The 23,506-nt window shown below is 36.8% G+C and carries 26 protein-coding genes; 8 read left to right on the plus strand and 18 right to left on the minus strand.

Going from position 1 to position 23,506, the window contains the following annotated elements; genetic code table 11:
- Positions 1–394: 394 nt before the first annotated feature.
- The 8 genes from PXD56_RS00005 to PXD56_RS00040 all read right to left on the minus strand — a co-directional run bounded on the left by PXD56_RS00005 (position 395) and on the right by PXD56_RS00040 (position 6,445).
- Positions 395–967, minus strand: a complete 573-nt coding sequence (locus PXD56_RS00005; protein ID WP_276491309.1) for a uracil-DNA glycosylase family protein — start codon at positions 965–967, stop codon at positions 395–397.
- 52 nt (positions 968–1,019) lie between these two features.
- On the minus strand, positions 1,020–1,364 hold the full coding sequence (locus tag PXD56_RS00010; RefSeq protein WP_276491310.1) for a HopJ type III effector protein: 345 nt from the start codon (positions 1,362–1,364) through the stop codon (positions 1,020–1,022).
- Between the two features lie 32 nt (positions 1,365–1,396).
- The gene (locus PXD56_RS00015) at positions 1,397–2,368 is read right to left on the minus strand and encodes a transporter (protein ID WP_276491311.1); all 972 of its coding nucleotides are present in this window, start codon (positions 2,366–2,368) and stop codon (positions 1,397–1,399) included.
- A gap of 3 nt (positions 2,369–2,371) precedes the next feature.
- Positions 2,372–3,412 carry a cytochrome-c peroxidase gene (locus PXD56_RS00020; RefSeq protein ID WP_276491312.1) on the minus strand — a complete coding sequence of 347 codons (1,041 nt, stop codon included), beginning with the start codon at positions 3,410–3,412 and terminating at the stop codon, positions 2,372–2,374.
- A gap of 50 nt (positions 3,413–3,462) precedes the next feature.
- Complete coding sequence (locus PXD56_RS00025; RefSeq protein ID WP_276491313.1) at positions 3,463–4,266, minus strand: MbnP family protein; 804 nt, start codon at positions 4,264–4,266, stop codon at positions 3,463–3,465.
- A 231-nt stretch (positions 4,267–4,497) separates the two neighbouring features.
- Positions 4,498–4,869 (minus strand): hypothetical protein, encoded by a 372-nt coding sequence (locus PXD56_RS00030; protein WP_276491314.1) that lies wholly within the window; start codon positions 4,867–4,869, stop codon positions 4,498–4,500.
- A 93-nt stretch (positions 4,870–4,962) separates the two neighbouring features.
- On the minus strand, positions 4,963–5,634 hold the full coding sequence (gene rsmI / locus PXD56_RS00035) for a 16S rRNA (cytidine(1402)-2'-O)-methyltransferase (RefSeq protein WP_276491315.1): 672 nt from the start codon (positions 5,632–5,634) through the stop codon (positions 4,963–4,965).
- Positions 5,635–5,752: 118 nt separating this feature from the next.
- Positions 5,753–6,445 carry a hypothetical protein gene (locus PXD56_RS00040; protein WP_276491316.1) on the minus strand — a complete coding sequence of 231 codons (693 nt, stop codon included), beginning with the start codon at positions 6,443–6,445 and terminating at the stop codon, positions 5,753–5,755.
- A gap of 104 nt (positions 6,446–6,549) precedes the next feature.
- Between PXD56_RS00040 and PXD56_RS00045 the strand changes: the two genes are divergently transcribed.
- The 7 genes from PXD56_RS00045 to arfB all read left to right on the plus strand — a co-directional run bounded on the left by PXD56_RS00045 (position 6,550) and on the right by arfB (position 13,816).
- On the plus strand, positions 6,550–7,194 hold the full coding sequence (locus PXD56_RS00045; RefSeq protein ID WP_276491317.1) for a thymidine kinase: 645 nt from the start codon (positions 6,550–6,552) through the stop codon (positions 7,192–7,194).
- Positions 7,187–8,293, plus strand: a complete 1,107-nt coding sequence (alr, locus tag PXD56_RS00050) for an alanine racemase (protein WP_276491318.1) — start codon at positions 7,187–7,189, stop codon at positions 8,291–8,293. The genes PXD56_RS00045 and alr overlap by 8 nt, the downstream gene beginning before the upstream one ends.
- 85 nt (positions 8,294–8,378) lie before the next feature.
- Positions 8,379–8,780 carry a large conductance mechanosensitive channel protein MscL gene (mscL, locus tag PXD56_RS00055; protein WP_276491319.1) on the plus strand — a complete coding sequence of 134 codons (402 nt, stop codon included), beginning with the start codon at positions 8,379–8,381 and terminating at the stop codon, positions 8,778–8,780.
- A 240-nt stretch (positions 8,781–9,020) separates the two neighbouring features.
- The gene (locus PXD56_RS00060) at positions 9,021–10,010 is read left to right on the plus strand and encodes an aspartate-semialdehyde dehydrogenase (RefSeq protein WP_276491320.1); all 990 of its coding nucleotides are present in this window, start codon (positions 9,021–9,023) and stop codon (positions 10,008–10,010) included.
- An 86-nt stretch (positions 10,011–10,096) separates the two neighbouring features.
- Positions 10,097–12,253, plus strand: coding sequence for a prolyl oligopeptidase family serine peptidase (locus tag PXD56_RS00065; RefSeq protein WP_276491321.1), 2,157 nt, complete (start codon positions 10,097–10,099; stop codon positions 12,251–12,253).
- A gap of 85 nt (positions 12,254–12,338) precedes the next feature.
- A complete protein-coding gene (locus tag PXD56_RS00070) occupies positions 12,339–13,328 on the plus strand; it encodes an ABC transporter ATP-binding protein (RefSeq protein ID WP_276491322.1) in 990 nt (329 codons plus the stop codon).
- A gap of 86 nt (positions 13,329–13,414) precedes the next feature.
- Positions 13,415–13,816 carry an alternative ribosome rescue aminoacyl-tRNA hydrolase ArfB gene (arfB, locus tag PXD56_RS00075; RefSeq protein ID WP_276491323.1) on the plus strand — a complete coding sequence of 134 codons (402 nt, stop codon included), beginning with the start codon at positions 13,415–13,417 and terminating at the stop codon, positions 13,814–13,816.
- 13 nt (positions 13,817–13,829) lie between these two features.
- Here arfB and PXD56_RS00080 read toward each other — a convergent pair whose 3' ends face one another.
- The 10 genes from PXD56_RS00080 to pdxA all read right to left on the minus strand — a co-directional run bounded on the left by PXD56_RS00080 (position 13,830) and on the right by pdxA (position 22,783).
- Positions 13,830–15,158, minus strand: a complete 1,329-nt coding sequence (locus tag PXD56_RS00080) for a GntP family permease (protein WP_276491324.1) — start codon at positions 15,156–15,158, stop codon at positions 13,830–13,832.
- Positions 15,159–15,241: 83 nt separating this feature from the next.
- Positions 15,242–15,712 carry a 3-oxoacyl-ACP synthase gene (locus PXD56_RS00085; RefSeq protein ID WP_338088427.1) on the minus strand — a complete coding sequence of 157 codons (471 nt, stop codon included), beginning with the start codon at positions 15,710–15,712 and terminating at the stop codon, positions 15,242–15,244.
- Positions 15,699–16,310, minus strand: coding sequence for a hypothetical protein (locus tag PXD56_RS00090; RefSeq protein WP_276491325.1), 612 nt, complete (start codon positions 16,308–16,310; stop codon positions 15,699–15,701). The genes PXD56_RS00085 and PXD56_RS00090 overlap by 14 nt, the downstream gene beginning before the upstream one ends.
- 171 nt (positions 16,311–16,481) lie before the next feature.
- The gene (locus PXD56_RS00095) at positions 16,482–17,597 is read right to left on the minus strand and encodes an NAD(P)/FAD-dependent oxidoreductase (RefSeq protein WP_276491326.1); all 1,116 of its coding nucleotides are present in this window, start codon (positions 17,595–17,597) and stop codon (positions 16,482–16,484) included.
- Between the two features lie 88 nt (positions 17,598–17,685).
- Positions 17,686–19,038, minus strand: coding sequence for an acetyl-CoA carboxylase biotin carboxylase subunit (accC, locus tag PXD56_RS00100; protein WP_276491327.1), 1,353 nt, complete (start codon positions 19,036–19,038; stop codon positions 17,686–17,688).
- Between the two features lie 83 nt (positions 19,039–19,121).
- A complete protein-coding gene (accB, locus tag PXD56_RS00105; RefSeq protein WP_276491328.1) occupies positions 19,122–19,613 on the minus strand; it encodes an acetyl-CoA carboxylase biotin carboxyl carrier protein in 492 nt (163 codons plus the stop codon).
- Positions 19,614–19,646: 33 nt separating this feature from the next.
- The gene (locus PXD56_RS00110; protein WP_276491329.1) at positions 19,647–20,639 is read right to left on the minus strand and encodes a beta-ketoacyl-ACP synthase III; all 993 of its coding nucleotides are present in this window, start codon (positions 20,637–20,639) and stop codon (positions 19,647–19,649) included.
- Between the two features lie 233 nt (positions 20,640–20,872).
- The gene (gene rpmF / locus PXD56_RS00115) at positions 20,873–21,070 is read right to left on the minus strand and encodes a 50S ribosomal protein L32 (RefSeq protein WP_027065618.1); all 198 of its coding nucleotides are present in this window, start codon (positions 21,068–21,070) and stop codon (positions 20,873–20,875) included.
- Between the two features lie 7 nt (positions 21,071–21,077).
- On the minus strand, positions 21,078–21,608 hold the full coding sequence (locus tag PXD56_RS00120) for a YceD family protein (RefSeq protein ID WP_276491330.1): 531 nt from the start codon (positions 21,606–21,608) through the stop codon (positions 21,078–21,080).
- Positions 21,609–21,730: 122 nt separating this feature from the next.
- Positions 21,731–22,783: a 4-hydroxythreonine-4-phosphate dehydrogenase PdxA gene (pdxA, locus tag PXD56_RS00125; RefSeq protein WP_276491331.1), complete on the minus strand. Its 1,053-nt coding sequence runs from the start codon at positions 22,781–22,783 to the stop codon at positions 21,731–21,733.
- 137 nt (positions 22,784–22,920) lie between these two features.
- Between pdxA and PXD56_RS00130 the strand changes: the two genes are divergently transcribed.
- A complete protein-coding gene (locus PXD56_RS00130; RefSeq protein ID WP_276491332.1) occupies positions 22,921–23,505 on the plus strand; it encodes a riboflavin synthase in 585 nt (194 codons plus the stop codon).
- Position 23,506: the final 1 nt, after the last annotated feature.

Consider the following 23,506-nt stretch of genomic DNA (forward strand, 5'->3'; position numbering starts at 1 on the left):
TTAGCAATTAGCAATTAGCAATTAGCAATTAGCAATTAGCAATTAGCAATTAGCAATTAGCAATTAGCAATTAGCAAAAATTAAATTTTTTGACATTTAAAACCTAGTTGCTAGGGTAAACAATTTTATACGCACAACTGCTGTCAGTTCGAGTGGTTTTTAATTCAATTTTTTCATTGAATTAAAAAATGTATCGAGAACCATTTGGGACGCGAAAGCTTCTCGATACAAATTTTATCGTGCCTCTAAAATTCACTCGAAGTGACAATAAAAACACTTATTACAAAATCCCTTTCTTATTATTTCGAGTCAAGATGTATCCTAATAATTAACATCAAACAAAACCCATCTCTAAAAAAGAATAGATTGCTTAGTGCCTCGCAATGACGAATAATTATTTCAAAATATCAGCAACCAATTCCTGCAACTCCCCAACAACATCTTCTTCGAACCACGGGTTTTTACTTCGCCAAAAACGATTTACGGGCGATGGGTGTGGTAAAAGAAAAAACTTTGGCAAGTATTCTTTGTAATGCAATACATTTTCGGTCAGGTTCTTTTTGGCTTGCTTGCCTAAATATTGGTCTTGAGAATATTTACCAATTAGTAGAATGAGTTTTACATTTTTAAATTGCTCCCATACTTGAGAATGCCACAAGGGAGCACATTCCTTTCTAGGTGGTAGATCTCCCGTTCTACCCTTACCAGGATAACAAAATCCCATAGGCAATACCGCAAAATTATCTGGATTATAAAATACTTCTTCATCTACCCCCAACCATTCACGAAGTTTTCTACCACTTGGGTCGTCCCATGCCTTATTCTCTACATGGGCTTTTCTACCTGGTGCCTGACTTACCAATATAATTTTAGAATTAACTGTACCTGCAATAATAGGTCTGGGTTCTAAAGGCAGATGCGCCTTACAAACCGTACATCCCCTTATTTCAGTTAATAATTCTTGCATGATTCATAGTTAACCTATCCCGATACGAATAGAAATCAAATGGTAAATAGTTCTAAAGCAACTTTAATGCTTCACCTTCAAATGACAAGCCTTCAAAACCAGTTTCTATAAAGTTTCTAATATTCTGATGAGAAGTGCCTTTTAGGTCCAGTAACACCTCATCAAAATAATATTGACCGAAACATGTTAAAGTTTCCTCTTTTGTAAGCCCTTCTTTAATAGCAAAAGAAAATAATTTACACGAACCGGAATTCTGCCCAACTTCATTGCTTACGCTACCATTTGTATATGCCGTAGGCGTAAAACTGTACTTAGAATCTATTACCCCCATGGTGTCTGAAAAGGAAACATCTTTTGGTGCGGTCGTTAATTTTTTCTTGAATTCTGCTAATGTCATCACTTACTATTGGTCTTAAATTGGGTTATTTCTTAAATATTGATATTCAAATATAACGAAACCCTATTCTTAACCTCAACTTTACCCGCATTCAAATTTTGAGAAATTGGTAACATACTTGAAACACCCAAGGCGTATCTATTGTAATTTGCCTCTATACCAATACGCGCAAAATACACTTCGCCTCCGGTATCTGGAACGGCTAAATTAAACTCTTTATTTTCTTCAAAATATTCTGCACCAAGACCTACTTGAGGTGTTAAAGAAACTGAGTTTGACAGGTAATACGTTTTGTAAGTATTCAATGCCGCATTCCATTGATTACCGAACAGATAATTTTTACTGTTCTCCGTTTTTATAGTGTAATTCAAAATTGCAGAGAGCCCCCAATTTCTATAGGTAATTCCATAATTGGTTGCCAAAATATAGTCCCAACTACCGGTTCCCAACTGAAAACTAGGGTTGACACTACCTTCTATATTGGCAGCATCAAAGCTACCTGTTGGTAATTTTATTCCGCCACCAACTTGCAAGGCATGTTCTGGTTTAATAGAAATGATGCTATCAGGTGTTTGGCGTAGTACATTGTAATATGCCAAAACTGTAGCATCGCCAATACCGTTAATGGTCTGCTCAGTATTATCTGCAAATGTTCTGTTATGTGAATGGTAAGGTAACAAGGCATTTATCAAAACTCGTTTCCCCACAGGAAATTTTCCCCATACCTGTACAGTATTAAAGTTTTCGTTTATCCATGGAGAATTATCAAAAATACCATCTCTTGAGCGGTACTTCTGACCTATGTATCTTAGCCCAAAAAAGTTATTGTTCAGTCCGGTTCCAAAACCCATACTACCTCCATTCCCCCCGCATCCGCAGGTATCACAGAAGTATTCATATGCTGTATTTTTCCAAATACATTCAGATGTCGCTTCTGGTAAATCATTTGCTTGGGCAGTAAATAAGCCACCAAGCAAAAACATATATATTATAATCTTGTTCATATTTTAATATTCTGAAAATCGTTCGTCATTAATAAAAGTATCATCCGTCAAAATTTCAAAAAAAGCTAACAAGCCTTCCTTTTCTTCATCGTTCAATGCAATGCCCAATCCGTCGTCTGTTCGCAAAGAATCATCTAACGTTTCTGATTCAACCATGCCATTGGTATAAAAATTCAGTACAGACTCTAAACTACCAAACCTACCATCATGCATATAAGGTGCGGTCAATGAAACGTTTCTTAAACTAGGTACTTTAAACTTGTAATTATCACTTTCACTACCACTAACTTCTGCTCTACCAACATCATTTAATTGTACGTTTGGCGGTAAGCCATTGTTTCGAAAACTACCGTCTGTAAACAAATCTGTGGCATGACAAGAGGCGCATTTTTGCTGAAAAACCTGTAAACCATACAGCTCGGTTTCCGTTAATTCCCCACCTTCTTCATTACGTACATACTTATCGTATTTAGAATTTGAAGAAATCATCATCACCATAAACTGAGATATAGCTTTCAAAAAATTCTCGGCATTTACGCCACCCTCATCAAAAGCCATTTCAAATTCTCTTTGATATTCGCTATCTGCAATAATCTTATTGATGACACCTGTCATCGTTTCTCCCATTTCTACTTCATTTGTAATGGGGATTATTGGAAAGAGGTCTAAATGTGACGTAGCACCATCCCAAGCAAACTCATTAAAGAATGCCATATTGGATATAGATGGCGTATTTCTAGTACCTTCTAAATCATTTACACCATGACTAAACTGGTGCCCGTGATGGGTGAACGCTGAACTCTGCTCGTGACAAAAGCCGCAAGAGATAAAACCGCTAGAGGAAAGTTTGCCATCGTAAAATAATTTCTTACCCAGTTCAAACCCTAATTGCGTTGGCGGATTTGCTTCTATGTCATAAGCCAATTCAGGAAAATTCTCTGGAACGTTTACCGTTAAAAAAGTATTCTCAATAGCTACATAGTCGTCATCTTCATTGCAAGACACCAAAAACATGCACAGCAATACCCAAAATAGATATTTCATCTGTTATATTTTTAAAAGTAGGGTCACCCAAAAGGGCGACCCTTATTAATTTAGTGTGAATCTCCCGTACCGTTATGTACGTGGTCAACAGTGAACATGCTTGCCGTATTTAAAGCTACAAGTGGCGATTTCTCTTCACTCACCATAATTACGGATTGCTCTGATAAAGACAGCTTGTTTTCTCCATCTAAAATGGCACCGGCATCTGCTACTAGATGAATAATAGGTGACATTTCATCACTTACTAAAGCGTCTGTTCCCAAGCTTAATGTAACCTCTTTATAATTATCCAAGCTAGAACCGTGGCTACCCATATGCACCTTAAAGTCTGTTGCTTCGGTTACCGTATCAGAAGTAAAGGTTCCCTCAAAATTTAAAAACTTATAGCCCGCTTGCCATGACCACATCATGTTCGTTTCTTCTGCGACAATTAAAAAATCTCCTTGTCCTTCAGCTCCTTGAAGGTATTTTTCCTGATCTACACCTACTCCAAAAGTTACAGATACGTAAGTACCTGCCGGTATGTTCTCCAATACTACCTCTGTATTACCCGTTTCTTCACTGGTAACAAAATAACTGTCATCTTTCTCATAGGTAAAAACTTCTCCCATATCATTTGTTAACCTAAAATTGCTGACAATGTAATTAAGCCTATTTATGGTCAGTGTTTCGTTTTGAGAATTAGTGTAACTTGAGGTTGCTAGTAACAAATCATCTGAACCAACACTGTTATCGAACTCTAGGGTTACACTATTCTCACCCATTAGTTCATCTGTAGTATCATCATCACTGCTACAGCTAGCGAATGCACTTAAAATAAGGGTTCCAATAAAAAGTCTGTTTATAAATTTCATCTGTTAATTTTATTATTATCCAGATGTAATCACCTTTATATATTCTGAGTCCAACCCAAAACATAATGGCTCATTACATCTTTGTTTACGTAATGGATTTACCTAATGACTATGCATTAGGTTTGATTTTAAAATAATTGATTATGTCCACGACTACAGATTTTGTGACGTGGTATGGATATACAACAGTATACACCTTTTAAAAAAAGGCATAGGTATGTTAAGTTGTATTTAAGATAAGAAGTTTGGCGGATGAAAAACAGCCGATATATACTGTTGCTCGTTTAAATTAGGATGCATTGAAACCACTCTTGTTTCAACGATGGTACTTTGAAAATCACAATTAAGAATGCTTACAAAACCAATAGGATATTCACGAAGATCTGCTGAAGGAATATCTTGATGATCTTCTTTTTGCTGCTTTTTTATTAATTGAGACAAATAACATTTTCCATCGCAATTAAGCATTGGTTTGTCTTTGTTGATACACAAAACCTCAGCAATGTAATCTTGATTAATTACATACTCCAATACAGGCAACACCGGTTTTACCATAGCAGTGAGGTATAGCAATATAAATGTGTATGTTAGATATTTTTTCATTAAAACCGAACCAAAGATAATTCTGAATTTGAAATATTCTTATTTATTTCATGGAATTAACACAAAACCTAGACTTCAACAGTTTTGCAAAACTTACCTATTCCCACCAACAATAATAACAATTTCCCCTTTTGGTGGTTTTTCGGTAAAGTGCTTTAGTACTTCCTCTGCAGTTCCACGAACAGTTTCTTCGTAGAGTTTTGTCAGCTCTCGGGAAACGGAAACGGGTCTTTCTGCGCCAAAATATTCCACAAAGTTGCCCAAGGTCTTTAACAGCTTATGCGGAGATTCATAAAAAATAATGGTACGTGGTTCTTCTGCCAATAATTTTAATCTTGTCTGCCTACCTTTCTTTACAGGTAAAAATCCTTCAAAAACAAATTTATCATTTGGCAATCCGCTATTGACCAATGCAGGCACAAAAGCTGTTGCTCCAGGTAAACACTCTACCTCAACCCCTGCTTCAACACAGGCACGTGTTAACAAAAATCCTGGGTCAGAAATTGCCGGTGTACCTGCATCTGATATTAATGCGATGTTCTCGCCTCCTTTTAACTTACCTACCAAAAAATCTACCATATTATGCTCGTTGTGCATATGGTGACTTTTCATTTGAGTACCTATCTCAAAATGGTGTAATAATTTTCCGCTGGTACGTGTGTCTTCTGCCAGAATTAAATCTACCTCCTTTAAAATCCTGATAGCCCTTAAGGTCATATCTTCTAGGTTACCGATCGGTGTAGGTACTAAATAAAGCTTTCCCATGTATTAAAAGTAAAAAGCCTTACCGCAGACCCGCAAGGCATAGTAATGAAAATTAATCTCGATTATCGAATAAAAAACCCAACACAAGTGCTGGGTTCATAACACATATATTTTATTATTAAGAGAATCTACGCGACACCAATTCTATAAACCGTTCTTCATATGATTCTTTGCCCACCCAATTATTATAATCTGGCTTCACCATATTCTTAATGAATGAAATGGAACGCTCTTCCGTATCGATCGTGTTCAATTGAGATAGTACACGGTTATAATCTTCCATGTTGTCATTGAATAAATGCTTAACGAATGCTAAGCGATCATTTAAATCTACTTTTACATTACTCTTTGCTAAACGGTCATTTAATGATTTAGGTGTAGAATCTACTTGTTGTAAGTCTTCTTTTCTTGGCGTAAAGAGTTCCTTGTCATTTTTCATTAAATCTGGTTTTGACATAAAATCTGCCAAAACATCCTCTAACTGATCATTATCGGGCATTTCAGAAACAAACCCTTTAATGGTATCCATACCTGGGTACTTAATTATATCTTCTTCATGCGGATTGCTCTCTGGCACTCCTGTATTTCCTCTCATTACAGCATTCGCCATTTCTTCGAATTTTGCCGCAATAGCATTTTTAGAAACATCAACTTCCATATCATTGAGTTCAACTTCAATAAACTTAAGTACAGCGAGTTTCTCATATAGGTTTTTAGAAACCTCATACAATTTTGTCACATCATCTAAATTATCGGCAGTTAAAATTTCTGTAGATAACTTTCTCAATTCCAGTTTCAACTTACTTTTCATCTCACAATTTTTATGGTAAAGACTTAAATAGCGGGTTTTTTAAATACCTTTATCATTCTTAAACAATAAACGAAAAACCGATTATTTTCGTCTAAAATTACAAAATGTTTCTTGAAAACACAGTTAATCATAAAGAACAATTCGGTTGGATAGAAGTCATTGCCGGGTCAATGTTTTCTGGAAAGACAGAAGAATTGATTCGCAGACTTAAGCGAGCACAGTTTGCCAAATTAAAGGTTGAAATATTTAAACCAATGGTTGACACTCGTTATGACGATGAAATGGTAGTATCTCATGATGCCAACGAAATTCGTTCTACACCCGTACCGGCAGCTGCCAACATTCGTATTCTAGCGGACACTTGCGATGTCATCGGTATTGACGAAGCACAATTCTTTGATGATGAAATAGTTACCGTATGTAATGATTTGGCCAATAAAGGTGTAAGGGTTATCGTAGCAGGACTAGATATGGACTTTAAAGGAAAACCCTTTGGTCCCATGCCCGCTCTTATGGCAACCGCAGAGTATGTTACCAAAGTACATGCCATTTGTACCCGTACGGGCAATCTTGCCAATTACAGTTATAGAAAATCTAGCAATGACAACCTAGTTATGCTTGGTGAAGTAAATGAATATGAACCTTTAAGTAGAGGTGCATATTACAAGGCTATGCTAAAAGAAAAGGTAAAGACAATGGATGTAAAATCTGAAGAGGTCAATACCCTTAAAAAGAAGCAAAATGGCTAAGGCAGAAGAGACCGTTTTAGAAATTAATCTAAAGGCACTTGGTCATAATTATAGGTATTTACGCTCTAAAATAAAGCCCGAAACTAAATTTATGGCAGTTGTAAAGGCGTATGCCTACGGCAGTGACTCTATTGCTATTGCTAAATACCTACAAGATTTGGGCGCCGATTATTTTGCAGTAGCTTATGTAAATGAAGGGGTCACGCTTAGAGAAGGTGGAATTACCACTCCTATTTTAGTACTACACCCACAGAAAGTTCATTTTAAAACGCTCATTGAAAATAACCTTGAGCCAAGTATTTACTCTGCTACTATTTTATCAGATTTTATTACTACCGCCAAAGAATTGGGTAAGGCAGATTATCCTATTCATTTAAAATTTAATACGGGGCTTAATAGACTCGGTTTTTCTGCGGATGAACTACTGGAAATCGCTACACGTATTCAACAACAAAATACTGTAAAGGTAATTGCGCTTTTATCGCATTTGGCAGCGACAGAAGATGCAAATGAAACCGATTTCACAAATCTTCAATTAGAACGGTTCGATGCAATTTGCAAAAAAGCAGATACATTATTTAAAACCGAAACCTTAAAGCATGTTTTAAATACTTCGGGCATTATTAATTATAGTCATGCCCAATATGATATGGTTAGAAGCGGAATAGGACTTTATGGCTATGGCAACGAACCACATGTAGATGCTGAACTACATCCTGTGATGACACTTAAAACGATTATTTCTCAAAAGCATACTATAAATGCAGGTGAATCTGTTGGTTACAATCGTAAATACACATCTGATCATAAAACCGTAACCGCTACGTTACCTTTGGGTCATGCAGATGGTATTGGACGAGAATATGGCCATGGAAAAACATACGTTAGTATACATGGAAAACTAGCCCCAATTATTGGTAATGTCTGTATGGACATGATTATGGTAGATGTCACAAATATTGACTGTGAAGAAGGAGATGAAGTGGAAATTTTTGGAAATAATATTTCTGCAAACGAATTTGCTGAAACTGCCCAAACCATCACTTATGAAATACTTACGGGTCTTTCACAGAGAATTAAGCGAGTTTTAACAAATTGATTTTGTTAACATATATTTAAGGAATCGTTTTTTTTAGTAAATTGCGGTACTTTATAATTTAACCATTAATAAAAATTAGGTAAACATGTTAAAAGAATTCAAAAATTTTATTTTGACGGGTAACGTCATCGATTTTGCTGTAGCAGTTATTTTAGCTGGAGCAGTAGGATTAGTAGTAAACGGATTTGTTGCTGATATCATCATGCCAATCGTAGGTCACTTCGCAGGTGGAGTTGATTTCGCTGATTTGAAAATCGTATTGGATGAAGCTGTTGTTGGTGCAGATGGCGCTATTGCTAAGCCAGAAAATGCTATCCGTTGGGGTGCATGGGTAAATGCTATCGTAAACCTTCTTATCGTTGGATTCGTAATGTTTATCATTGTTAAAGCTTACAACAAAACTAAAACTCCTCCAGCTCCAGCTGCTCCAGCAGGACCAACTGCAGAAGAGTTATTAGCAGAAATTAGAGATGCTTTAAAGAAGTAATCTTTAAAATACTCCCTTATTATTAGGGAACCGTTGCACTGCAACTTACATTAATTAAAACCGTCAACTTTGTTACGCTAACATTGTTGACGGTTCTTTTTTTACTTCACATTCCAATATTGTCCTAATAGACCATTGTTATATTTTAAACAATTTGTTATATTTTGATTATTCTTTTCTTTTTTGCTTGCGTACGTACCAGTATTACCTATTTTTGCGGCTTAATATAATTGTTTACAAATGAAAGTAGCTGTAATTGGTGCCACAGGCATGGTTGGCGATGTAATGTTGAAAGTATTGGCAGAACGTAATTTTCCGTTGACGGAATTATTACTTGTTGCCTCTGAACGTTCTGTTGGCAAAAAGATGACCTTTAAAGGAGAAGAACATACGGTTATTGGCTTAGCAGATGCGGTAGCCGCAAGACCAAATATTGCCATATTCTCTGCAGGTGGAGACACCTCGTTAGAATGGGCTCCTAAATTTGCAGAAGTAGGAACTACGGTAGTAGATAATTCTTCAGCTTGGAGAATGGATCCTACCAAAAAATTGGTTGTTCCAGAGATCAATGCTCATGAGCTTACGGCCGAAGATAAAATCATTGCAAACCCCAACTGCTCTACCATTCAACTCGTAATGGCATTACACCCTTTACATAACAAATACAAAATGAAACGTGTTGTTGTTTCTACCTACCAGTCGGTTTCCGGTACTGGGGTAAAAGCAGTAAAACAACTAGAAAATGAAATTGCCGGTGTACCAGGCGAAATGGCTTATCCTTACCCAATTGGCAGAAACGCATTACCACATTGTGATGTTTTCATGGAAAATGGATATACCAAAGAAGAAATGAAATTGGCTCGCGAACCACAGAAAATTCTTGATGACCGCACTTTCTCAATTAGCGCAACAGCGGTTCGTATACCTACTGCCGGTGGGCATTCAGAATCTGTAAACGTAGAGTTCGAAAATGACTTTGAACTTAACGAAGTACGTCGTTTGTTGAACGAAATGCCTGGCGTTACCGTTCAAGACAATCCAGATACGAACACCTACCCTATGCCAATATATGCCCATGATAAAGATGAGGTTTTTGTAGGTCGTATACGTAGAGATGAAACGCAAAGAAATACCTTGAACATGTGGATCGTGGCAGATAACCTTAGAAAAGGAGCAGCAACCAACGCAGTACAAATTTCAGAATATCTAGTAGAACAAGGCTTAGTTTAATTTATACCCTTTACAACGTTAAAACCTTCAAAACTTGACTGTTTTGAAGGTTTTTTTATGGTATTTTAGTAAAAACTAAACTATTCATGAAAAGCATTATCCCTGCGCTATTGGCCATTGCGCTACTTTCTTCCTGTAAAAACGAATCTAAACCTGAACCCATTATTGTGAATTACCCTGTTACCGCAAAAGTTGATACCGTAGATACTTATTTTGACACTGAAGTTAATGACCCTTATCGTTGGTTAGAAGATGATAGAAGCCCCGAAACCGAAGCCTGGGTAAAAGAACAGAACAAAACAACATTCGGTTATTTAGAAAATATTCCATTTAGAGCCGACTTAAAAAATCGATTGGAAAAATTATGGAATTATGAGAAACTTGGTTCCCCTTTTAAAAAAGGAGATTACACCTATTTCTATAAAAATAATGGTCTTCAAAATCAGTATGTAATATATAGGGCAAAGAAAGATGAAGAGCCAGAGGTATTTTTAGATCCTAATACCTTTTCTGAAGATGGTACTACTTCATTAGCAGGCTTAAGTTTTACCAAAGATGGCTCATTGGCCGCTTATCTTATTTCAGAAAGTGGTAGCGATTGGAGAAAAGCAATTATTCTAGACGCTATAAACAATGAAATTGTAGAAGACACCTTAGTTGACATCAAATTTAGTGGCCTTTCCTGGAAAGGTAATGAAGGGTTTTATTACTCTAGTTATGATAAACCAAAGGGTAGTGAACTATCTGCCAAAACAGACCAACACAAAGTATACTATCATAAATTGGGTACTTCTCAAAAAGATGATAAACTCATATTTGGTGGTACAACAGCTGAAAAGCATAGATATATTGGCGCTTATGTTACTGAAGACAATAAGTACTTATTAATTAGTGCCTCTGTTTCCACTTCTGGTAATAAACTATTTATAAAAGATTTAGAAGACCCTAACGGATTGCTTATTCCTATGGTTGAAGATACTGACTCTGACAATTATGTAATTGACAATGTCGGCTCTAAACTTTACATAGAAACAAACAGAAATGCACCGAACAAGAAAATAGTTACCGTCGATGCCAAAAATCCTGAAGCTAAAAATTGGGTTGATTTTATTCCAGAAACAGAAAACGTTCTAAGTGCTGATTTTGGTGGTGGATACTTCTTTGCAGATTATATGGTAGATGCTGTCTCTAAAATTTTTCAGTACGACTATAATGGCAAACTGATACGTGAAGTAAACTTACCTGGTCTAGGGACAGCTAGCGGTTTTGGTGGTGAAAAAGAGGATAAAGAATTTTACTTCTCTTTTACAAATTACAACACACCGGGTTCTACATATAAATACGATGTTGAATCGGGCACCTATGAGTTGTATTGGAAACCAGAGATAGATTTTAATCCGGAAGACTATACTTCTGAACAAGTATTTTATGATTCAAAAGATGGTACTAAAATACCTATGATCATTACGTATAAAAAGGGAACGCAATTAAACGGTAAAAACCCGACAATTCTTTACGCCTATGGCGGATTCAATGTAAGCCTAACCCCTTCATTCAGTATCGGTAACGCCGTTTGGATGGAACAAGGCGGAGTTTACGCTGTACCTAATCTACGTGGTGGTGGTGAGTATGGTAAAAAATGGCATGATGCGGGTATTAAAACTAAAAAGCAAAATGTATTCGATGACTTTATTGCCGCTGCTGAATATTTAATAGCGAACAACTATACATCAAAAGAGTATTTGGCTATTCGCGGAGGTTCTAATGGCGGATTATTAGTTGGCGCCACAATGACACAAAGACCAGATTTAATGAAGGTAGCACTACCTGCAGTTGGTGTTATGGATATGTTGCGTTATCATACATTTACGGCTGGCGCAGGATGGGCTTATGATTATGGTACTGCAGAAGATAGCGATGAAATGTTTCAATATTTAAAAGGTTATTCTCCCGTACACAATGTAAAGGCAGGAACTTCCTACCCTGCAACTTTGGTAACAACGGGTGATCATGATGATAGAGTAGTACCTGCGCATAGTTTTAAATTTGCGGCAGAGCTTCAAGAAAAGCAAGTAGGTACTAACCCTACCTTAATACGTATTGAAACCAATGCCGGTCATGGTGCCGGTACTCCTGTAAGTAAAACTATTGAGCAATATGCAGACATTTTTGGCTTTACACTTTACAATATGGGCTATACGGAACTACCTAACAAAAGTGTTTTAAAAGAATTTAAGGAGTAATTACTATCTTAAATCAATAAATTATTGAAAAATCCGTTTCAAATTGGAACGGATTTTTCAATTTTACATTCCTAAGAACAAAAGCATGTTACGAGTAGAGAATCTATCATTTTCATATGATAAACTTCCAGTTTTAGAATCTATTAATCTACGTATTCAACGTGGAGAACATGTAGCTATTATTGGTGAAAGTGGGTGCGGCAAAAGTACCTTGCTCAAACTAATGTATGGTTTAATGGATTTAGAACAAGGCGAAATATTCTGGGAAGATGAGCAAATTTTAGGTCCTGCATTTCACCTAGTACCAGGTATGCCCTTCATGAAATACCTATCTCAAGATTTCGACTTAATGCCGTTCATTACAGTTTCTGAAAATATAAGTCAGTACCTATCCGTTTTTTATCCTGACGAATTAAAGGAGCGAACCCAAGAGCTATTAGAGATGATTGAGCTCACCGAATTTGCCGATAAAAAAGTTAAAACCTTGAGCGGTGGCCAACAACAACGCGTTGCCCTAGCTAGAGTATTGGCGCAAAAGCCAGAAGTGCTTCTTTTAGACGAACCTTTTAGTCATATTGACAACTTTCTTAAAAACAGTTTACGTAGAAACATTTTCAATTACCTAAAAGAAAATCTTATTACTACCATTGTTGCTACCCATGATGTGCACGATGTTTTACCTTTTGCCGATCGTGCTGTAGTTTTACGTGATAAGGAAATTAAAGCTAGGGCAAGACCTATGGAGCTTTATAAAAACCCTAAAAACTTGTATGTAGCTTCTCTATTTGGTGAAGCCAGCATGATTTCTATTGATGTACTTAAAACATATGCGAATACTAAAAGAAAGATTATAGTGTATGCACATGAATTTAGGGTTTCTCCTTCACAAGGGTTTCATGTTACCGTGGAAAAAGCATACCCTATGGGCAGTCATTACCTAACAGAAAGTAAAAGTGACGATAACGAAACCATCTTCTTCAATGCAGATAAACTATACCCAAAAGGAAAAGAGGTATTCTTAAACGTAGCCATTGAAACTATCAATCAACGTATACAGGAGGCAGCTGCCAATTAATATAATATTTATAAACAGATGTCTATCGCTATTTCTCCATAAATGAAGGAGGATTCCATTTTGTTTACATTTGCTAAAACCTTGTTGTGAACAAAGAACAAATACGTAGCGACTTACAATTTAAAGCCATTAGAAGTAGTGGACCAGGCGGTCAGCATGCCAATAAAGTATCCTCTAAAGTTGAATTATCATTTCATATTGAAGCTTCAGCGGGACTAACGGAACGCCAGAAAAAAAGAATGCTACTAAAATTAGGAAACAAACTGAGTAAAGAAGGTCTGCTTATTTTACAGTGCGATGAATCTCGCAGTCAACATAAAAACAAAGAATTGGTTGTTAAGCGATTCTTTAAACTTCTTGAAAAATCATTGGTAGTACAGAAAGCCCGAAAGAAAAGTAAACCTACCAGATCATCTATTGAAAAAAGATTGAAGAGCAAGAAAATTTCATCCTTGAAAAAACAAAACCGGAGTAAGCCAGACTACTAATAGTTATACCCCTTTATGCGAAGATGGAATAGAATACAAATACAGTTATGGCACCTGTAAGACCAAGAACTCCTGTACCTAAACCAAAAAGGCGATATCCAGTCTTTACATTCATACCACTCATTTGCGTTACCACCCAAAAGAAACTATCGTTAGCATGAGAAATTACCGCAGAACCTGCCCCAATAACTACCACAACTAAAGCCTTCTGTATTTCGGTATCAAAACCTAAAGATGACATCATAGGCATAATAATAGATGCGGTTGTTACCAGTGCCACCGTTGAAGAACCTTGCGCAGTTTTCAACGCTGCCGCCAATACAAATGGCAAGAAAATACCCATGTTATAATCGGTCAAAGTTTGCCCTAGAATCTCTGCGATGCCTGAGTTCTGTAGTATTTTACCAAAAATTCCGCCAGCTCCGGTAATCAATAATATGGAAGCTGCATCTTTTATTGCCTTACCTACCCAACCCGCAGAAGAAAGCATATCATAATTCAACTTTTTTGGCAAGAGTAGACATAAGAACACCCCAATTAATAATGATATAACCGGCTCACCTACAAAATTGATGAAATTTAATAATCCGTTTTCTTGTCCGATATCCATAGAGTTTAGAACGGACTTCAAGACAATTAGAAAAATAGGAACTAGAATAGGTATAGAGGCTTTTAAGGCACTAGGCGAATCCTTAATTTCTTGTTCTGCTTCTAGTGCATCTTCAACATCTGGTGCTATCATCGTTTTTGATGCATATTTTTTAGCGAATATGATACCGACAATTAAAGCCACGATACTTGTTGGAAAGCCAAAAGCGATGACCAAACCTAAATCTGCTCCAAGAATACCTGCGGCAGCTATAGGACCGGGAGTTGGCGGCACCATGGTATGCGACGCCATTAAGCCCAAACCTAAAGCTATTGCCGGACCAGCAATTGATATTTTCGCTTTCTTGGAAAGACTTTTATTTAAGGGATGCAATAACATAAATCCGCTATCTGCAAAGACAGGTATAGACACGATATAACCAATAATACCCATTGCCGTTGTCACCCGTTTCTTTCCTATTAAGCCTAATACCTTCTCTGCAATGGCAAATGCGCCACCTGTATGCTCTAAAAACGCACCGATGATCACCCCAAGCACTATAATCAATCCTATTTTACCAAGTGTACCGCCAAAACCATCATTGATAGATACAATGATATCGGCATAAGGCATGCCGGCAAATACACCATATAAGATTGAAATCATGAACAAGGCAAGAAAAGCGTGAATCTTAAGCTTTGTCGTCAATATAATTATGGCAATGACCGCGAGAAGTAAGTAGAATATTTCCATGATTGATATTTGTTGTTATCTAGATCACTCCATAAGTACTCAAATATCATCAAGGATGCAAATAAAATAAATTTAACAGAACATTATTTAATACTATTTATAGTTATCTCCTTACCATTAAAACTAAAAACATCGCCTACTGATTTTCCAAAAACTAACTTTCCAATGGGTGTTGCGGCAGAAATGCAGTAGACCGACTTAGGCTTACTTTTAAACTCCCCTGCCGATATAGCTATGTAATAGATGAAGGCATCTGTAACAACCAAGCTACCTAAACCTACCGTTGGGGCATTTCTGTCTTTTGGTACTTTTGAAAGTAGCTGTTGGGTTTTTTCAAGTTCTGCCAACTGTTGACCTAGTTTTTCTCGCTCTAGCTGAATCATGGCACGACCGGTTTCATGCTTATCGCCAGCACTACTCTTTGTCTCTGAGGTTAATGCAAGCTCCAATTCTTTTATTTGATTCTGTATTCTTGTCAACCTATCGTTCACAAAAAGTACACAAAAGTCGTAAGCCTCTTTTTTTAAAATATCAAGTGATTCAATTTCCTTCAATGTGATATAGATCTGCCAGTTTATAAATTAAGTAATTTACAATTTGAGTATCACTTTCCCCTCCATTAATCATGTTTTGAATCTCAATTTCATGTTCAGCTTTAAAATAGTCTAAATCACCAGAGCGATCATCACTAAAAATATTCCAAGATTTTAATCCGCTTAACATCGCCTTATGTGCTTCGTATCGGTTGGTAACTGCTTGTATCTTTTTCTTATCTACCTTTTCGGTTGCGCCACTATCATTTAGCAACTGATAATCTGCCGTAATCTGTGCATCTGCTTTTTCCGCTTCGGTAATGATTTTAAAATAAGCTCTAGACACTAAAGATTCATACTTAGAATGGAATCCAGATTCCATATTGTTATCATCGGCTAAAGCCGTCTCAGAATCCGCACTAGCGTACAAATCATCTTTGGCATAGGTGTTATCGGTTATTAGCGATTGCTTCCAAGCCTCACTCTTAAGATATTCTTTCCAAACTTTTGCATATTCTCGCTGATAATGGGTTTTAGATAAACCACAACTATTAAGACCTATTATTGCTGCTGCGGCTATAAGAGTAACCGAAGTAATTCTTCTAATCAATGTTTTCATATAGTATACATGCTATTACACATCATCTTAAAAAATCACTGTTCTAAGGTGAATTTTTAAGTGCATTTTAGGTAATAGATAATCTGAGGGGATATACAATTTAGAAATAAAAACAAGAGTAAGCCCATCTTTACAATAAGAATTTAAAAATTAAGATAAACGGTAGATGCTTCAACCAACTAAACCGGCTAGATTTTTGCCAATTGTGCTACCAATAGCAATACCCATACCGCCCAAACGAACACCGCATACCACATTATCAGATACTTGCTTTACAATGGGTTTCTTCAGTTGACCCACACCCATTATGCCACTCCAGCTATAATCTATTTCAAAAGGCTGCTCTGGTAAAATAACTGTTTCCAATAATTCTTTTAGTTTGTTTTCCACTAAAACGGTATTGCCAAATTCAGCTGTTTCTTCCGTTTTAAAATCCAAATTACGACCACCACCCAACAGAATTCGATTATCAATATTGCGGAAATAATAATAACCTTCTTCTAGATGGAATGTACCTTTTATATGAAGATTTTTAATAGGTTTTGTAATCAATACCTGAGCTCTTGCAGGTTTAACATCTTCTGATAGTAATTGAGCAGCAAAGCCATTTGTTGCTATCAATAGTTTCTTTGTTACAAATTGCAATTCATCGGTTTTGACCGTTACTTCTGTACCTGTATCTTCAAAAGATTGTGCTTGTGTTGAATTTAAAATGGTAATACCGTCTTGCTGTGCTAATTGCACTAGGGAACGCATCATCTTACCAGTATCTATTTGCCCTTCAAAAACCTGAGAAATATAGTTTTTGTTTATTCCTTTGAAATTAAACCTGTCTGGCACAACCTTAAATGCATCGTTTTTAAAAACAGGTTGCAGTAGTTCATTTACAAATTTCAATTCACTAAAACATCTCTCATAGAGCTCTACATCTTGATTCAAGAACAATTCATGCCCTCCATTGTTCTGATACTCGATTACATTATCGCCCAAAAGAGTACGAAGCGATTGTATCCCATTAAACCGATCTTGTACCAATTGCAAAACCTCTTGTTCTGAATGTGTTTTTAGGTCGGATAAGATTTCAGAAATACTACCAAAACAAGCAAACCCTGCATTTTTAGTGCTGGCGCCTTGCGGAAGTTTTCCTTTTTCCAACACAAGAATTCGTGCCTTCGGATGCTTTCTCCTTAATTCTAAAACACAATTTAAACCAACAATACCACTACCAACAATAGTAAAATCGATATTAGAAAACCACGATTTTCGTTCCCAGTAACTTAAATTCATAGATGTATTTTAATTGGATTATAAGATAGAAAAACCAATCTAAAATAAGGACATAAAAAAACTCCAACATTGCTGTTGGAGTTCGTTATTAATTTTCTGGTTGAGGATCCATTTCCCAATCATCCATAAATGCTGTTGTATAATTACCAGCCAAATAATCTGGATGGTCCATCAACTGCCTGTGGAAAGGAATAGTCGTTTTTATTCCCTCAATTACGAATTCATCTAAAGCTCGCTTCATTTTGTTGATTGCCTCTTCCCTTGTTTGGGCGGTAGTAATCAACTTAGCGATCATAGAATCATAATTTGGAGGAATACTGTACCCACTATAAACGTGCGTATCCATACGTACCCCATGACCACCTGGTGTGTGTAAAGTTGTAATCTTACCTGGCGATGGTCTAAAGTTGTTATAAGGATCTTCCGCATTAATTCTACACTCAATAGAATGTAATTTTGGAAGGTAGTTTTTACCTGAAATAGGCACACCTGCGGCTACAAGTATTTGCTCACGAATTAAATCATAATCAATAACCTGCTCTGTAATTGGGTGCTCTACCTGAATACGGGTATTCATTTCCATAAAATAGAACTTACGGTGCTTATCTACTAAAAATTCTATGGTACCTGCACCTTCGTATTTTATGTATTCTGCAGCTTTAACCGCAGCTTCACCCATTTGCTCTCTTAACTTATCTGTCATGAAAGGTGACGGAGTCTCCTCTGTCAACTTTTGGTGACGACGTTGTACAGAACAATCTCTTTCTGATAAGTGACATGCTTTACCGAATTGATCACCAACAATTTGAATTTCAATATGACGTGGCTCCTCAATTAGCTTTTCCATATACATACCGCCATTACCAAAAGCAGCGGTTGCTTCATTTACGGCGCTATCAAAAAGTTCTTCCATTTTGTCTTCCGAGAATACGGCACGCATACCTTTACCACCACCACCGGCAGTAGCTTTGATCATTACCGGATAGCCCATTTTCTTAGCTATCTTCTTGGCATCCGCAACATCTTTCAATAGACCTTCTGAACCAGGTACACAAGGTACACCAGCTTCTTTCATGGTTTCTTTGGCCGTAGCCTTATCACCCATTTTGTCTATTTGATCACCAGAGGCACCAATGAATTTTATATCATGCTCTGCACAAATACGCGAGAACTTTGAATTTTCTGAAAGAAAACCATAGCCTGGGTGAATAGCATCTGCATTTGTAATCTCTGCAGCCGCAATTATATTTGGGATCTTTAAATAGGATTCGCTACTAGCAGCAGGACCAATACATACAGCTTCATCTGCAAAACGCACATGTAAACTTTCTTCATCTGCCTTACTATATACAGCTACCGTTTTAATACCCATTTCTTTACAGGTACGGATAACACGCAACGCGATTTCTCCCCTATTGGCAATCAGTATTTTTTTAAACATCTTTTAAATTTTAAGTTCTAGGTTCTACAACATTCTTACATACCGTATAAAACGGCATCTAACAATTACTACTCAAAATTTAGTTAAGAAGGATCTACCAAAAATAATGGTTGATCAAACTCTACCGGAGAAGAATCATCTACCAAAATCTTAACGATCTTACCTGATACTTCTGATTCTATGTCGTTGAACAATTTCATTGCTTCAATAACACAAAGTACATCTCCTGTACCAATAGTTTGCCCTACCTCAACAAAAACAGGTTTATCCGGAGAAGGCTTTCTATAGAAAGTTCCAATAATAGGAGACTTTATAGTAATGTACTTATCATCTTCAGCCTCAGCAGCAGGTGCTGCAGGTGCAGCCGCTTCAGTTGCCGCCGCAGGTGCTGCTGCTACTGGAGCCTGTACCGCTGGCTGAGCCATAGGCATAGTATGTACATAAGTAGGTTCAGAATTACCAGTTAAGCTTCCAGTACGAATGGTGATTTTAATATCATCCGTTTCCAGTTTTACCTCGCTAGCGCCAGACTTGGCAACAAACTTGATAAGGCTTTGAATTTCTTTAATATCCATATTTTCTAAGTTATAATTGGTAGTTGTTGTTAGTTAATAAGCCCATTTAAGGTAAATGGAACCCCAAGTAAAGCCGCCACCAAAGGCTGCAAATACAAGGTTATCTCCTTTTTTAAGCTGTTTTTCGTAATCGAACAATAATAGTGGTAACGTTGCCGAAGTGGTATTACCGTAGCGCTGAATATTCATTAACACTTTAGAATCATCTACACCCATTCTTTTTGCCGTAGCGTCTATAATACGCTTATTGGCCTGATGTGGTACCAACCAGTCAACATCTGACTCGGTAAGATCATTTCTATCCATAATCTTCGCCGCTACATCTGCCATGTTGGATACGGCAAATTTGAATACCGTTTTTCCTTCTTGAAAAATAAAATGTTTTTTATTGGTAACACTCTCTATAGTAGCCGGCATTAAAGAACCGCCACCTTCCATGCCCAAATATTGTCTACCGCTACCGTCTGCCCTTAAATACTCATCTTGAAAGCCAAGACCTTCAGTATTTGGTTCAAAAAGAACTGCACCGGCACCATCTCCAAAAATGATACATGTTGTACGGTCTGTATAATCAATAATAGATGACATTTTATCCGCACCTATAAGTAGTACTTTTTTATATCTACCGGTTTCTATATGACCGGCAGCCGATGACATGCCAAAAAGAAAACTTGAACATGCCGCTAATAAATCATAGGCAAAAGCATTGACCGCTCCTATCTCTGAAGCAACGAAAGCTGCCGTAGAAGCAACCATACTATCCGGTGTTGCCGTTGCAACTATTACAAGGTCTATTTCAGAAGCTTTTAGCCCCTTCTTTTCCATGAGGTCCTGTGCCGCTTTAATGGCTAAATACGACGTACCTTCTCCCTCTTCCTTCTTTAGTACCCTTCTTTCCTTAATCCCTGTTCTGGTAGTGATCCATTCGTCATTGGTTTCAACCAAATCCTCAAGCATTTTGTTGGTCATTACAAACTGGGGAACGTAGCCTCCTACCGCGGTAATAGCTGCTGTAATTTTGGTCATACTTTATTTGCTTTCTTGTAAAAAACTTAAAAAACCTGTCAAAAGTCATGAAAATTAGTGATTTTCAACGACTTTTTGGGTAAAGTTATCGGGTTTTTGAAAAATTGCAATTAATAGCCACACCTGTGTTATTCTTTAATTTATCTGAGTAACAAGGTCCTAAAATACAAATTGGGCTAAAAAAAACTCCCTACTTCAAATGAAGTGGGAGCATAGTATAATGTAAAAAGGTCTTAAGCTTCTGCTTCTTCAGTTTTGTCAACCAAAACTTGACCTCTATAATGTAATTTTCCTTCATGCCAGTGAGCTCTGTGAAATAGGTGAGTCTCGCCAGTTGTAGAATCGGTAGCCAATGTTGGTGCTACTGCTTTATAATGTGTTCTTCTTTTGTCTCTCCTTGTTTTGGAAATTTTTCTTTTAGGATGTGCCATTTAAACCTTATTTATCCGTTAATAACTTCTTTAATTCATCCCATCTGGGATCGTTTTCTTCTTTATCTGATCTTTTCTCTTTTGGTTGAAGCTCCTTTAACCTGTCTAACACTTCAGATTCTAAAGTGCCATCTTCAATACCAGGATGAATTCTTTTTTGCGGAACTGCCAATACTAGCATTTCATACACGTATTGCGCAATATTCAATTGGTGTTCGTTATGAGGAAGAATCAATATTTCATCATTCTCGTCATTATACTCTTCACCAAACTTTACCACTAAATGTAAATCGCCGCTTACAGCTTGATCATACGGTTCACTGGTAATGTCACAATCAACATTCACTGTTCCAGATGCTTCCATATCAACCTCCATCATTGTACTTGTTTTATGAAGTACTACATCTAAATTGATGTTGGTAGCATTGAACTCATCATATCCAAAAGAATCAAAGAACGTATTGTCAATCTGGTAATTAAAGTTGTGTTTTCCTTGCTTCAATCCTGAGAAAGGAATATTGAACTCCTTTTGCTTCATCACGTACACACTTAAATTAACACTAATCGCCCACAAAAGGCGGGTGCAAAGATACTATAATTTTGATAAAAGACAATAGTTATCAACTATTTATCTTTATAACTTTTTAATCGGACTAAATTTTAACGTTCTCTCTTTAAACGTTGCTTTTTTAATACGTCTTTGGTCAGCTCTTCATACTCGGTTCTGTTCTTAAAAATCTTCAGTGCCATGAAGACCGCTTCTTTGAACGAACTCTCGTCTGCCACGCCTTTTCCTGCTATTTCATAGGCAGTTCCATGATCTGGCGATGTTCTCACCTTACTTAACCCTGCCGTAAAATTTACTCCTTGACCAAATGATATTGTTTTAAACGGAATTAGACCTTGATCATGGTATGCCGCCAAAATTGCATCGAACTTTTTATAACCGTCTGAGCCAAAAAAGCTATCTGCGGAGTACGGACCATATACTAAATGACCCATATTTGCCATTTCTTTTATAACCGGCTTCATTACCTCATCGTCTTCTTTACCAATTACGCCATTATCTCCACTATGTGGATTTATACCCAACAACGCTATTTTTGGTTTGCGAATACCAAAATCCATCTTCAATGATTTTTCAATGGTATTGATCTTATCGCGTATCAGTCTTGGTATTATAGCTGCAGAAACATCTTTTACCGCTACATGATCTGTTAACAAACCAACCTTTAAGGTATCTGTTACCATAAACATTAAACTTTCACCATCTAGCTCTTGAGCTAAAAAGTCTGTATGCCCCGGGAATTTAAATTCGTCTGACTGAATATTATTCTTATTGATCGGTGCCGTTACCAATACATCTATATCTCCTTTCTTCAATGCATCTACCGCTGCTCGTAAAGATTTTATAGCATATTCACCACCGGCTTTAGTCGCTTGTCCAAAATCTACTCTAGGCACCTCTTTCCAAACATTTACAATATTGACCTTATTATCTATTGCTTTTGACGCATCTGGTATACCGTTGAAAACAACATTAAGTTTCAACTGCTTCATTTGAAAGGAAACTGTTTTATTTGAAGCAAAAATAACAGGAGTACAGAAGTCTAACATTCTGCTGTCTTGGAATGTCTTTAATGCAACTTCACATCCTATTCCGTTTAAGTCTCCTATTGAGATGCCTAACCTTATTTTCCTATTTTCCTCCATGATAATCTGTACCTTTGTAACCCCACTTAAAACCTTAAACTTGGTTTTCACTTTCCAAAAGGAGAAGCATAGTGGTCGTCCTAATTTAAATATTGGGACACATATTAAAGGACAAAATTACTTAAATTAAACGACACATGTTTACGGGAATTATTGAAACATTAGGTAAGGTTACTTCTCTTGAAGCTAAAGGCGGAAACTTAGATATCACCATAGAATCTAGCTTAACCCCTGAACTTAAAATAGATCAAAGTGTGGCGCATAACGGTGTTTGCCTTACGGTTGTAAGTCTTACCGATACTACTTACACGGTAACCGCTATTGCAGAAACACTGAATAAAACCAACTTAAACACGCTTAAAGCCAATGATGTTGTAAACTTGGAACGTGCCATGATCTTAGGGTCTCGTTTAGACGGACATATTGTGCAAGGTCATGTAGATCAAACAGGCCAGTGTACAAGTGTAAAGGAAGATAATGGAAGTTGGATTTTCTCATTTACCTATGATGCCGCAACCGGTAACCCTACTATTGAGAAAGGTTCTATTACTATTGACGGTACAAGTTTAACTGTAGTAAATTCTAGTAAGAACACTTTTGAAGTAGCGATTATACCTTACACCTATGAACATACAAGATTTAACACTTACAAACCAGGTACTATTGTAAATCTGGAGTTTGATGTTATTGGGAAGTATGTTGCTAAATTGATGGCGAAATAAG

This window comes from Maribacter zhoushanensis (genome assembly GCF_029350975.1).
Lineage (GTDB): Bacteria > Bacteroidota > Bacteroidia > Flavobacteriales > Flavobacteriaceae > Maribacter > Maribacter zhoushanensis.

Excerpts from the sequence above, each read along its gene's own strand:
- PXD56_RS00120 (WP_276491330.1), bottom strand. The coding sequence starts at position 21,608 with ATGAAGCAAAAGGAGTTCAATATTCCTTTCTCAGGATTGAAGCAAGGA.
- PXD56_RS00045 (WP_276491317.1), top strand. The coding sequence starts at position 6,550 with ATGTTTCTTGAAAACACAGTTAATCATAAAGAACAATTCGGTTGGATA.
- PXD56_RS00130 (WP_276491332.1), top strand. The coding sequence starts at position 22,921 with ATGTTTACGGGAATTATTGAAACATTAGGTAAGGTTACTTCTCTTGAA.
- alr (WP_276491318.1), top strand. The coding sequence starts at position 7,187 with ATGGCTAAGGCAGAAGAGACCGTTTTAGAAATTAATCTAAAGGCACTT.
- PXD56_RS00010 (WP_276491310.1), bottom strand. The coding sequence starts at position 1,364 with ATGACATTAGCAGAATTCAAGAAAAAATTAACGACCGCACCAAAAGAT.
- PXD56_RS00020 (WP_276491312.1), bottom strand. The coding sequence starts at position 3,412 with ATGAAATATCTATTTTGGGTATTGCTGTGCATGTTTTTGGTGTCTTGC.
- PXD56_RS00065 (WP_276491321.1), top strand. The coding sequence starts at position 10,097 with ATGAAAAGCATTATCCCTGCGCTATTGGCCATTGCGCTACTTTCTTCC.
- rsmI (WP_276491315.1), bottom strand. The coding sequence starts at position 5,634 with ATGGGAAAGCTTTATTTAGTACCTACACCGATCGGTAACCTAGAAGAT.
- accC (WP_276491327.1), bottom strand. The coding sequence starts at position 19,038 with ATGTTTAAAAAAATACTGATTGCCAATAGGGGAGAAATCGCGTTGCGT.
- PXD56_RS00095 (WP_276491326.1), bottom strand. The coding sequence starts at position 17,597 with ATGAATTTAAGTTACTGGGAACGAAAATCGTGGTTTTCTAATATCGAT.
- PXD56_RS00090 (WP_276491325.1), bottom strand. The coding sequence starts at position 16,310 with ATGAAAACATTGATTAGAAGAATTACTTCGGTTACTCTTATAGCCGCA.
- PXD56_RS00110 (WP_276491329.1), bottom strand. The coding sequence starts at position 20,639 with ATGACCAAAATTACAGCAGCTATTACCGCGGTAGGAGGCTACGTTCCC.
- pdxA (WP_276491331.1), bottom strand. The coding sequence starts at position 22,783 with ATGGAGGAAAATAGGAAAATAAGGTTAGGCATCTCAATAGGAGACTTA.
- PXD56_RS00040 (WP_276491316.1), bottom strand. The coding sequence starts at position 6,445 with ATGAAAAGTAAGTTGAAACTGGAATTGAGAAAGTTATCTACAGAAATT.
- mscL (WP_276491319.1), top strand. The coding sequence starts at position 8,379 with ATGTTAAAAGAATTCAAAAATTTTATTTTGACGGGTAACGTCATCGAT.
- PXD56_RS00060 (WP_276491320.1), top strand. The coding sequence starts at position 9,021 with ATGAAAGTAGCTGTAATTGGTGCCACAGGCATGGTTGGCGATGTAATG.
- PXD56_RS00005 (WP_276491309.1), bottom strand. The coding sequence starts at position 967 with ATGCAAGAATTATTAACTGAAATAAGGGGATGTACGGTTTGTAAGGCG.
- PXD56_RS00025 (WP_276491313.1), bottom strand. The coding sequence starts at position 4,266 with ATGAAATTTATAAACAGACTTTTTATTGGAACCCTTATTTTAAGTGCA.
- PXD56_RS00015 (WP_276491311.1), bottom strand. The coding sequence starts at position 2,368 with ATGAACAAGATTATAATATATATGTTTTTGCTTGGTGGCTTATTTACT.
- PXD56_RS00030 (WP_276491314.1), bottom strand. The coding sequence starts at position 4,869 with ATGAAAAAATATCTAACATACACATTTATATTGCTATACCTCACTGCT.
- rpmF (WP_027065618.1), bottom strand. The coding sequence starts at position 21,070 with ATGGCACATCCTAAAAGAAAAATTTCCAAAACAAGGAGAGACAAAAGA.
- PXD56_RS00070 (WP_276491322.1), top strand. The coding sequence starts at position 12,339 with ATGTTACGAGTAGAGAATCTATCATTTTCATATGATAAACTTCCAGTT.
- PXD56_RS00080 (WP_276491324.1), bottom strand. The coding sequence starts at position 15,158 with ATGGAAATATTCTACTTACTTCTCGCGGTCATTGCCATAATTATATTG.
- accB (WP_276491328.1), bottom strand. The coding sequence starts at position 19,613 with ATGGATATTAAAGAAATTCAAAGCCTTATCAAGTTTGTTGCCAAGTCT.